Source organism: Blautia faecis (assembly GCF_027662325.1).
GTDB lineage: Bacteria > Bacillota > Clostridia > Lachnospirales > Lachnospiraceae > Blautia_A > Blautia_A faecis.
Genome location: NZ_JAQDKY010000110.1, coordinates 1 through 898 on the forward strand (window position 1 = coordinate 1; position 898 = coordinate 898).

The window sequence follows — 898 nt, forward strand, 5'->3', positions numbered from 1 at the left end:
CCTATCAGCCAGAGGAAAAAACGATAAAGAAAAACCGCTGTTGCATGGTTTGTTGGCTTCCATGTAGCAGCGGTTTTTGCTGGGATTATTCAGTTGAATTTTTAGCACGACAAACTGGAATTTGTCAAAGAGGATTATTCCAATATTCCACAGTATTTCTATTTACATCATAAAAAGTAATATTACCCGCATTTATAGGCAAGACAATCGCAAAAGGTTTATTGCGGTCAATATCAACCACTTGAATTGTGTTGCCATCATCTATTTCAAGTTGTTGCACCTGCTGTTGATTCATAGAAATAAATGCTCGTTCATTATATCCCTCTACAGTAAACTCCACAATTCCTCTTTGAATCCCCGAAAGAGTTCCACCTCCACGGAAAAAATATCCGAAGGAAAGTCCTGGACGATTGACATAGACGGAAAAAGAATGGTCACTCAAATCCTGAGGGTAAGAAATATATGCAGCCATCGTGCTGGAAACGCTTCCATCGACCGTCCAATCATCCTTAATCTTCTGCGACGAACGAATATCTGCCTCCAGCTTAGATGAAGTCACGCCGATCTCATTGTTCGTATAAAGAAAACAAACAAATAAAATACAAGCAAGAACAACCCCTATCACAATTTTAAGAAATATTTTTTTCGATATTATTTTTCATTTTTTTAAACTATTTAATACTAATGTCTTTTATAATAGCTTTTCATATATTATATAATCAATCTTTATAAGTCCTTTTATAAATTTCTTTTCTACCATTTTCGATAAATTCCTGTTTAATATTTTTAATTCCATAAACAATAGTTTCAATAGGATAATATTCTTCAACTATATCTTGATATTCTTTTGCTTTCTCAATATCTATATTTCCATACATTCTTAATATATCTTCTCCAA

1 protein-coding gene is annotated in these 898 nt (G+C 33.2%); it reads right to left on the reverse strand.

The annotated features are described in order from the left end of the window. Positions 1-124 precede the first annotated feature (124 nt). A complete protein-coding gene (locus PGQ38_RS19355; RefSeq protein ID WP_233509629.1) occupies positions 125-559 on the reverse strand; it encodes a hypothetical protein in 435 nt (144 codons plus the stop codon). Between the last annotated feature and the right edge of the window lie 339 nt (positions 560-898).